At 56.4% G+C, this 10,939-nt stretch carries 1 protein-coding gene; it reads left to right on the top strand.

Annotation, left to right across the window (positions count from 1 at the left end; translation table 11 throughout):
• The coding region (locus tag DQX05_RS29645) for a non-ribosomal peptide synthetase (protein ID WP_147385250.1) at positions 1–10,939 on the top strand (10,939 nt) is incomplete at both ends.

The following is a 10,939-nucleotide window of genomic DNA, read 5'->3' as shown; positions in this document are numbered from 1 at the left end:
CCTGAATATATGGTTCCTGCGCATTTCGTGCATCTGTCGGAACTTCCGCTCACTAGAAACGGCAAGCTGGATCGGAATGCGCTGCCGGAGCCTACAGAGGATATGGCAACAGCTTCCCGATATATAGCTCCCCGAACTGCTACGGAAGCCCGGCTTGCGGAGCTGTGGCAGGAGGTATTGCACGTATCTCAGGTGGGGATCCGCGACAATTTCTTTGAACTCGGAGGCCACTCCCTGAGAGCGATGATACTCGTATCTCGCATTCATCAGAGCTTGGGCATACCCATCGCCATTCGGGACGTATTCCGGTTCCCGACCGTTGAAGCCATGGCGCTGACCGTGGACAGAACGGCTAGAGGCGCACATGAAGGCCTGCGACCTGCCGGGCAGCGGGAATACTATCCCCTGTCCTCTGCACAGAGAAGACTCTATGTACTGCAGCAGCTCGAAGGAGCGGAACTGAGCTATAATATGCCCGCGGCGATGCTCCTCGAGGGACAATTGGATCGGGCAAGATTGGAATTTGCTTTACAGGAACTAGCGGCACGTCATGAAGTCCTTCGTACACGTTTTGATTTCGTAAATGGCGAACCTGTTCAGATCATTTGCCCGGAGGTTGAATTCTCGCTGTCTTTCCGCGATGCCGAAGGGGAGCAGCTTCAAGAGATCATCCATAATTTCATTCGGCCATTCGATCTGGGACAAGCGCCGCTTCTGCGCATCCAATTGATAAAGCTGGCGGATTTGCGGCATCTGTTGTTGTTCGATATGCATCATATCATTTCAGACGGCACGTCCATGGAGATTTTCATAAAGGAAATGACAAGTCTGTATATGAGAGAGAGCTTGACGCAGCTTTCCCTTCATTATAAGGACTATGCAGTATGGCAGAACGCGAAGGAACATTCCGAGGAGTATGCCCGACACAAGGAATACTGGCTCGAACAGCTTGCAGGAGAACTTCCGATTCTTTCCTTGCCGTGTGATTTTGTTCGTCCGCCGGTACAGAGCTTTGACGGAAGCCGCCTGGATTTCATCATTGATGCGGAGCTGACCGGCAAATTGCGCAAGCTTGCGCAAAACACGGGGACTACCTTATTCATGGTGCTGCTATCTGCTTATAGCACGTTTCTGTCAAGAATATCCGGCCAGGAAGATATGATTGTCGGAACGCCTATTGCCGGACGGCCTCATGCCGATCTGTCCAGTATTTTAGGAATGTTCGTGAACACATTGGCCATCAGATCGATGCCGTCCAGGGAGAAAACATTCGCAGAATATTTGGAAGAAGTCAAGCAAATTTCCATCGCAGCGTTTGAACACGCGGATTACCCGTTTGAGGAACTTGTCGAGCAGGTGGTCCAACAGCGGGATATCAGCCGGAACCCGATCTTTGACGTCATGTTCGCTTTGCAGAACATGGAACAATCCGAGCTCCGGATGGAGGAAGTCGAGGTATCTCGCTATGAGATGGAGAATCCCACTGCGAAATTCGATTTGTCCTTGTTCATCAACGAACAGGGAGATCAACTTCACTGCAGCCTGGAATACGCCACAGCCCTGTTTGAACCTGGCACCATCGGGCGTTGGCAAGAAAATTTCATCCAATTGCTGCGGCATGCGGTCGATGAGCCGGGGATTGCGCTCGGTAAAGTAACTTTGCTGAGTGAACAAGAACGGAATACACTGGCGGCATGGCATGACGGACCTGCCATGGAGCTGCCGGATACAACGATACACCAGTTGTTCAGAGAACAGGCGGTTAAGGCTCCGGACGGCATTGCATTGGTAGTGGGCGATACTATGCTGACTTATCGAGAGCTGGATCAGCTATCCGATCAACTCTCGCTTGCTTTGCAGCATCGCAACCTAGGGGCAGGCAGCATTGTCGGCCTCATGGCCGGCCGTTCTCCTTATATGATGATCGGTTTGTTAGGGATTCTTAAAGCGGGGGCGGCCTTCCTTCCTGTGGATCCGTCCTATCCTGCGGATCGCATTGCTTACATGCTGGAGGATTCCCAGGCAGCCTGCCTGCTCATCGATTCGGCACGGACGGGCCAACGCCTTGCGTATGACGGAGAAACGCTAATTATTAGCGATTTGTTCGCCGCGAACCATGATGTCAGGGGGGATCGCGAGCCGGTTGAGATCTCATTGGGCGAACAGAATGGGCTGCCGCTGTACGTCATTTACACTTCAGGGACTACGGGCAACCCCAAAGGTGTGATTCTGAAGCATAGAAACCTTATTAATCTTGTGCTTTATCAGCATAAGCATACCTCTGTACCTTTTCACAAAAACGTGCTTCAGTATGCTTCCTACAGCTTCGATGTCAGCTACCAGGAGATCTTCACTACGCTGCTTGCGGGCGGAACGCTCCATGTCATCGATGAGGAGATGCGTCGGGATCCCGTTGCGCTTTTCCGATATATCGAGGATCAGGGCATTGAGACGATTTATTTGCCTGCTTCTTTTGTAAAGTTCGCATGGAATGACCCTGCTTATGAATCCGTGTGGCCTAGCAGCGTGCGTCACATCATAACGGCAGGCGAGGCGCTGGTCGCCGGAAAGCCGCTGCAGCGTTATTTGCGCGAGCGGGGAGTGACTCTCCATAATCACTACGGGCCTTCCGAGACGCATGTTGCCACTTCGTATACGATTACGCCGAATGACATTGTGACAGAGCTTCCTCCCATCGGCAGACCTATCGGCAACTCCTCTATTTATATTTTGGATCCGCTCGGTTGCCCGCAGCCGATAGGTGTCGCAGGCGAGTTGTACATTGGGGGAGCGTGTGTCGGAGAAGGTTATTTGAAGCAGCCTGAGCGAACTCGCGAGACCTTCATCGCCAATCCATTCTCTTCCGGCGGACGGATGTACAGGACAGGGGATTTGGCCCGCTGGTTGGCAGACGGGAGCATCGAGTATTTGGGCCGCATGGATCATCAAGTGAAGATAAGGGGATACCGAATTGAGCTGGGCGAGATCGAAACTCGGCTTCTCGGGGTGAAAGGGATTCGGGAAGCGGCCGTTCTCGTTCATCGGGACGAGTACGGAAGCAATGAGCTGTGTGCCTATATCGCAGGTGAACGCGAGTTTTCTTATACCGAGCTGCGGGAGGCTCTCGGGACGGTCATGCCGGACTATATGATACCTTCATCCTTCGTCCAGCTTGGGCAACTGCCTGTAACGCGGAATGGAAAGGTGGATCGCCGGGCGCTGCCGAAGCCGGATGGAGCCAAGGCAGGCAAAAGATATGAGGCGCCGCGAACAAATATGGAAGCCAAGCTCGCACTGTTGTGGCAGGATGTGCTGGGTGTCGAGCGCGTAGGCATCCATGACAATTTCTTTGAATTGGGCGGTCACTCTCTAAGGGCGATGACCCTTGCATCGCGCATTCACCAGACGCTGGATGTGGAAGTTCCATTGCGATTGTTATTCCAGGCTCCTACGGTCGCAGGTCTGGCAGCGGCTCTGGAAGCCGTAACATGTCCATCGTACGAAGCGCTGCTGCCTGTGGCAAAGCAGGCGTATTATCCGGTGTCCTCTGCTCAAAAACGGCTGTACTTGCTGCAGCAATTGGAGGGGATGGGACTCAGCTACAATATGCCGGTGGCGCTGCAGCTCGAAGGAACGCTGGATAAGGCTCGGCTGGAAGCCGCGCTACAGACGATGATCGAGCGCCATGAGCCGCTGCGTACTTCATTCATTGTCGTGGATGGCGAGCCGGTGCAGAGGGTGGAGGAAGATCCGGCATTGCGCGTGATCTATGAGGAGTCGGAGGAAGCGGACGCCGGGAAGCGAATCCAGGCATTTCTCCGTCCGTTTGACCTAAGCGAGGCCCCGCTGCTGCGCACGACCGTCGTTCGTCTCGCCGAAGATCGGCACCTGCTGCTGTTCGATATGCATCATATTATCTCGGACGGCACGTCGATAAATATTTTTATCGAAGAATTTATGAAGCTGTACGCCGGCGAACAATTAGAGCCGCTGCGGCTGCAGTACAAAGATTATGCCGTATGGCAGCGGAAGTATACTCAGATGCCGGCGTACCGTGAGCTGGAAGCTTACTGGCGGGAACAGTTTGCAGGCCAATTGCCGGTGCTCACCCTGCCGGCCGATCATCCGCGCCGGGCAGTGCGCAGCTTTGAAGGCGGCCAAGTGGACTTCGAGCTGGACAGCGAGCTTGCGTCGGCAGTGCGCGGGTTGGCCCGAGCGAACGGTGCAACGATGTACATGGTGCTGCTGGCAGCCTATAGCACGCTGCTGTCGCGCCTTAGCGGGCAGGAGGAGATTATCGTCGGATCGCCGGTGGCGGGACGGCCGCACGCCGATCTGGACAGCATGCTCGGGATGTTCGTGAATACGTTGGCGCTGCGCATGTATCCGGCCAGAGACAAAAGCTTCGCGGTCTATTTGCAGGAAGTGAAGCAGACGGCGCTCGGAGCTTTCGAGCACGGGAACTATCCGTTCGAGGAACTGGTGGAACAGGTCGTACGCCGGCGCGATACGAGCCGCAATCCGCTCTTCGATGCGATGCTCGTATTGCAGAACACAGAGCAGGTGGAGCTGGAGCTTTCCGGCCTGCGTTTATCCACCTATCCGTTCGACTATAATGCGGCCAAATTCGACGTGACGCTATCGGTGCGCGAACACGAGGAAGGGATACGCTGCTCGCTCGAATACAGTTCCATGCTGTTTGATCGCGAGACGATCGAACGTTGGGCGGATCACTTTGCAGAGCTTCTGCGGCAAGTTTCCACCAATCCGCAGGTAAAGTTGGGAAGCGCCTGCTTGCTGACGACGGCCGAACATGAACAGCTATTAGTCCGGTTCAATGACACGAATGCGCCGCTTCCGGAAGGGGCAAGCATTTCCTCCCTGTTCGAACGGCAGGCGGCGAAGACGCCGGATCATCCGGCGGTCGTGTGCGCAGACCGGCGTCTGACCTACCGGGAGCTGGAGGAGCAGGCCAACCGCATCGCCCAATGGCTGCATGCGCACGGCGTAACGGAGGAAGAATGCGTAGGCGTGCTGATGAACCGTTCGCCGCAGCTTATCGCCGGGCTGTTGGGGATTTTGAAAGCCGGTGCCGCTTACGTGCCAATTGACCCTATGCTGCCTAAAGAGCGCATGGAGGGAATGATTCGGGATTCCGGGATGCAGGTAATGCTGACGGATTCGGCTCAGCTTGGGATGGTGAGAGGTCTGTATGAGACATCGCTGCGTCATGTACTATGCCTGGATGATGCATTGACGGAAGAACTGGTTGGGCGGACGGAGTACGTCAATCAGGCCGGAGGCCAGGAAGGCGGCAAAATGAGTCTCGATGGCGATACCATCTCGTTCTCCTTCACCGAGGAACTGGCCCGGTATTCTTCTGTACCTGTTGACGTGAAGATAAAACCATCCGGCAGCGCATACGTCATCTACACCTCCGGAACGACCGGCATGCCGAAAGGGGTCGTCGTAGAGCACCGGAACGTGGTCAATTTCATCTCGGGAATGATTCGCGAGCTTCCGTTCGGGTCGCATGATTCGATGCTATGCATCACGACAGTGTCCTTCGATATCTTCGCCGCGGAGAGCTGGGTGCCGCTGAGCTGTGGGATGCAGATCGTCCTCGCAAGCGAGGCAGCGCAGCAGGATCCGGCCGTGCTGGCGGAACTGCTCGCTCAGCACCCGGTTCAGATGGCGCAGATGACGCCTTCGCGTCTGATGCTATTGCTTGGCGATGCGCGAAGCGCGGCGCAGCTGCGGAGTCTCACAACACTGCTGGTCGGCGGGGAAGCCTTCCCTTCCACCCTGTATGGGCAGTTGAGGAAATATACGGATGCGGTGCTGTACAACATGTATGGGCCGACGGAAACGACCGTTTGGTCTACGTGTGATCGCTTAGAAGGAGGCGAACGGATCAGCATCGGACGTCCGATGGCGAACACGCAGGCGTACGTGCTGAACGAGGCGCTGCAGCCGCAGCCAATCGGCGTGGCAGGAGAGCTGTGCATCGGCGGTGCGGGAGTCGCCCGCGGATATTGGGCGCGTCCGGAGCTGACGGACGAGAAATTTGTAGACAGCCCGTTTGTTGCCGGGGAGCGGCTATACCGAACCGGGGATTTGGCGCGTTGGCTGCCTGACGGCCGGCTGGAGCATCTGGGACGGAGCGACCATCAGGTGAAGATCCGGGGATACCGGATTGAACTGAGCGAAATCGAAGCTCGGTTGCTGCGCATTCCGGGCGTAAGCGAAGCCGTCGTAACTGCCGTAGAAATGCAAGAGCATGGGCAGGACTTGTGCGCTTATATAACGGGCGAGTATCCGCTCGCGGCAGCAGAGCTGCGAGCCGCCTTGGCCGCATCGCTGCCGTCGTACATGATGCCGGCGCACTACATGCAGCTGGAAAAGCTTCCGCTGACGCCGAACGGCAAAGTGGATCGCCGTGCGCTGCCGAAGCCGGCGGGAAGCGGAGCGGAAGTTGGTTATATAGTGCCGCGAACCGATGTTGAGGCGAAGCTGGCGCAGTTGTGGCAGGAGGTGCTGGGCGTTGAGCGCGTAGGCATCCATGACAACTTCTTCGAGCTGGGCGGCCATTCCTTAAAGGCGATGACGCTCGTATCGAAGATTCATCAGTCGCTCGGGGTAGAGCTGCCGCTAAGACAAATATTCCTCTCGCCAACGATTGAAGAGTTAGCGACTGCAGTGATGGCGATGAATGGCAGCACGGCATATCAAGCGTTGGCCCCGGCAGGCGAACGGGCGCATTACCCGTTGTCTTCGGCTCAAAAGCGGCTGTACATCCTGCAGCAGTTAGAGGGAGCCGAGCTGAGCTACAACATGCCGGTGGCGCTGCGGCTTGAAGGAGAACTGGATCAGACACGGCTGGAAGCGGCGCTGCAGGCGCTTATCGCCCGCCATGAATCGCTGCGCACTTCGTTTGCCATCGTGGATGGCGAGCCGGTGCAGCGGGTTCAGGACGAGTGGGCCTTCTCTGTCTCCTATGAGGAGGCTGAGGAAGAGGAGGTCGAGGGGCGCATCCGGGCATTCCTCCGTCCGTTTGGCCTAGGCGAGGCGCCGCTGCTGCGTGCAACCGTCGTTCGCTTCGAAGAAACGAGTCACATGCTGCTGTTCGATATGCACCATATTATTTCAGACGGCACGTCGATCAGCATTTTGGTAAATGAATTTGCGAGGCTGTACGCGGGCGAAGCGTTAGAGCCGTTGAAGCTGCAGTACAAAGATTATGCGGTATGGCAGCAGGAGCACTACGCCGATAGCCAAGCGTACGGGCACCTGGAAGCGTACTGGGTGGAGCAGCTTGCGGGCGAATTGCCGGTGCTGAGCCTGCCGGCCGATCATCTGCGTCCGGCCGTACGCAGCTTCGAGGGAGGCCGGGTGGACGTTGAGCTGGACGGCGATCTTGCGCACGCTGTGCGCGAGCTGGCCCGCACGAGCGGGACAACGGTGTACATGGTGCTGCTTGCCGCCTACAGCATGCTGCTGGCGCGGCTTGGGGGGCAAGAAGAAGTCATTGTCGGTTCTCCGGTGGCGGGACGGCCGCATGCAGATCTGGAAGGCATGCTGGGAATGTTCGTGAACACCTTGGCACTACGGACGCACCCGTCCGGAGAGAAGAGCTTTGCGGCCTTTTTGGAGGAAGTGAAGCTTACGACGCTCGATGCCTTCGAGCATGGAGAGTATCCGTTCGAAGAACTGGTGGAACGGGTAGTTCGGCAGCGCGACACGAGCCGCAATCCGCTATTCGATGCGATGCTCGTGCTGCAAAACATGGATCAGGCGGAGCTTGCGCTTCCCGATCTTCGGTTGACCCCGTATCTTCTGGAGGACACGGTTGCCAAATTTGACTTAACCTTGAACGTATCCGAGCAAGAGGAGGGATTCTCTTGCAGTTGGGAATATTCGTCGGCATTATTCACCGAAGAGACGATCAGACGTTGGGCGGAACATTTTGCAGAGCTTTTGCGCCATGTATCGAGACAGCCTGACACGGCGTTAGGAGCAGTCTCTCTGCTGACAGCGGCGCAGGAGCGCCAATTGATGCAGGAGTTTAATCCGCCCCGGATAGAGCCTGTTGGCAGCAAGACAATAATCGAGTTATTCGAAGAACAAGTGTTGCTGAACCCGAACCGTACGGCAGTGGTGTTCAACAACCGTGAAATGAGTTACGCCGAGCTGAATGATCGTGCCAGCCGTCTAGCTCAGGCACTGAGACAGCGCGGCGCCGGATCCGAGGATATCGTCGGCGTTCTTGTGACTCGTTCCGCTTGGATGGTTGTGGCCGTATTGGCGGTCTGGAAATCGGGCGGTGCCTATTTACCGCTGGATGCCGATTATCCAGCCGAACGGATTGCATACATGCTTGAAGAAAGCGGCGCCCGACTTCTGCTGACAGAGCGGGTGTACGGGGAGGAATGGGGAGCGTCCTATGACGTTCTATGTCTGGAAGACGATGACGCTGCCGTTACGGAAGGTATTTCCCTGCAACTGCCTGAGCCCGGACATTTGGCCTATATTATTTTCACTTCGGGCACTACCGGCAAGCCGAAGGGCGTCATGATCGAACATGGGCATTTAATAGAACGAATTTTTGCTTGGAACCAAGCTTATGGTCTGGACTCACAGGAAATTCGGCTGCTGCAGATGGCCAGTTTCTCGTTTGATGTATTTGTCGAAGATATGGCCCGTACGCTTCCTTTCGGAGGAACGATGGTCATCTGTCCAAGCGAGCTGCGACTGCAGCCCGCGGCCATAGCGGGATTGATCCGCACGCATGCGATCACGCTGCTCAACTCGACACCGTCCTTAGTGATGTCCATTATGAAATACATCGATGAGCGGAAGGTAGATATTCCGTCATTGCGGTTACTGATTTTAGGCGGCGACCGTTGTCTCAACCCTGATTTTCACTGGCTGCTTGAACGGTTCGGGCACAGGATGCGGATTATCAACTGCTACGGTGTAACCGAGGCGACCGTTGACTCTTCCTTCTATGAGTGGACAGGGGCCCCGGAACCGTATCCGTTAACGCCGTCGGGGCACGTACCGATCGGAAGACCGTTTCCAAATGTAAGGCTCTATGTCGTGAATCCTCAATATGGAAATTTGCAGCCGATTGGAGTATATGGAGAGCTGTATATCGGTGGTGCAGGCGTAGGACGCGGGTATATGAACAGACCTCGGCTGTCCGAGGACAAATTCATCCCAAGCTTCTTTATGGAAGGGGAACGGCTGTATAAAACCGGGGATCTGGTGCGCTGGTTGCCTGATGGCAGTCTGGAATTTGCTGGGCGCAATGACCACCAAGTAAAAATTCGAGGATACCGGATCGAATTGGGCGAGATTGAACAGCATCTTACCGAGCTGGAAGGCGTTGCAGATTCGGCAGTCGTCGCTTGCGAGTTGAAGCAGGGGGATCTCGAATTATGCGCCTATGTGGTCGCGAGCAAGGAAACGGAGATTTCATCACTGCGTAAAGCACTGTCTGCAAGGCTTCCGGGATTCATGGTTCCTGCGTATTTCGTAAGGCTGGAAGAGCTTCCGTTGACGCCGAACGGCAAGGTGGACCGTCGGGCGCTGCCGCTGCCTTCGAAAAATGGAAAGGCTGAGGGCATTGCGTCGCCACGAACCAAGGTCCAGGAGAAGCTGGCGGATCTGTTCCAGGAGGTGTTAGGCGTCGGGCGCGTAGGCATCCACGACAACTTCTTCGAACTGGGCGGCCATTCCTTGAAGGCGATGACGCTCGTATCGAAGATTCACCAGGCGCTGGGAGTAGAGCTGCCGCTAAGACAGCTGTTCCTCTCGCCGACGGTTGAAGGGCTAGCGGCTGAGCTGATGGCGACGGGTGGCAGCACGGTGTATCAAGCGTTGGCCCCGGCAGGCGAACGGGCGCATTATCCGCTATCCTCGGCCCAAAAACGGCTGTATGTTCTGCAGCAGTTAGAGGGAGCCGAACTAAGCTACAACATGCCGGTGGCGCTGCGGCTCGAAGGAGCTCTCGATCGGGCCCGGCTCGAAACGGCGCTGCAAGCGCTCATCGCCCGGCATGAATCGCTGCGAACTTCGTTTGCCGTCGTGGACGGCGAGCCGGTGCAGCGGGTAGCGAATCAGGTGATGTGTGACGTGTCGTATAGGGAAGCGCAGGAAGAAGAGGTCGAGGAACTGATCCAGGCATTCCTCCGTCCGTTTGACCTAATCGAAGCGCCGCTGCTGCGTACGACAGTCGTTCGTCTCGAAGCAACACGTCACGTGCTGCTGTTCGATATGCACCATGTTATTTCGGACGGCACCTCGATCAGCATTTTGGTAGACGAATTTGCAAAGCTGTACGCGGGTGCAGCGTTGGAGCCGCTGAAGCTGCAGTACAAAGATTATGCGGTATGGCAGCGGGAGCACTACGCCGATAGCCAAGCCTACGAGCTGTTGGAAGCGTACTGGGTGGAGCAGTTAGGTGGCGAATTGCCGGTGCTGAGCCTGCCGGCCGATCATCCACGTCCGGCCGTACGCAGCTTCGAGGGAGGCCGGGTGGACGTTGAGTTGGACGGCGAGATTGCTGCGGCCGTGCGCGCGTTGGCCCGCACGAGCGGAACCACGGTGTATATGGTGCTGCTTGCCGCCTACAGCACGCTGCTGGCGCGGCTTGGGGGACAAGAAGAAGTCATTGTCGGTTCTCCGGTGGCGGGACGGCCGCGTGCAGATCTGGAAGGCATGCTGGGGATGTTCGTCAATACGTTGGCACTGCGGACGTACCCGGTCGGGGAGAAGAGCTTTGCGGCCTTTTTGGAGGAAGTGAAGCTTACGACGCTCGATGCCTTCGAGCATGGAGAGTATCCGTTCGAAGAACTGGTGGAACGGGTAGTTCGGCAGCGCGACACGAGCCGCAATCCGCTCTTCGATGCGATGCTCGTGCTGCAAAACATGGATC

The sequence above is a fragment of the Paenibacillus thiaminolyticus genome, assembly GCF_003591545.1.
Lineage (GTDB): Bacteria > Bacillota > Bacilli > Paenibacillales > Paenibacillaceae > Paenibacillus_B > Paenibacillus_B thiaminolyticus_A.
Note: the sequence above shows the minus strand (reverse complement) of the source record. Positions and strands in the feature narration are given on the sequence as shown.